The sequence below is a fragment of the Neorhizobium fuzhouense genome (assembly GCF_042611105.1).
In the GTDB taxonomy this organism is placed as follows: Bacteria; Pseudomonadota; Alphaproteobacteria; order Rhizobiales; family Rhizobiaceae; genus Neorhizobium; species Neorhizobium galegae_A.
This window is the reverse complement of record NZ_JBHFFP010000004.1, coordinates 186,902-187,202: the sequence shown is the minus strand read 5'-3', so window position 1 is coordinate 187,202 and position 301 is coordinate 186,902. Positions and strand designations below refer to the sequence as shown.

The window sequence follows — 301 nt, the reverse complement described above, 5'->3', positions numbered from 1 at the left end:
GTCGAACGCGGTGCGGCTGCACCAGATCATGGCCGCGGACGACTTTGCTGAACTTGCCTCTGACGAGCGCTTCCTGGCCATCCATAGCGGCTTGAACCGGTCTTCGCGGGCGGTGAAGAAGGCGTCGCCTGCCACCAAGGCCAAATGGGCGCCGGAGGACGGAAGCGTCGTCATCGAGATGCAAAACGATAACAAGGGATTTTCGCTGTCGATGAAGGCGCGAAACGCAACGCGTTTCGGCGACTTTCTGTCGCGAAACCTCGACGCTCTGTATGAGCGGTTTCTGGATGAAACGAACAAG

Annotated in this window: 1 protein-coding gene; it reads left to right on the top strand. The window is 58.8% G+C overall.

Annotated elements, in window-relative coordinates; genetic code table 11:
- Positions 1-301, top strand: a 301-nt coding sequence (locus tag ACEXP3_RS09590) for a plasmid partitioning protein RepB C-terminal domain-containing protein (protein ID WP_377297052.1), incomplete at both ends; no start/stop codon positions are given.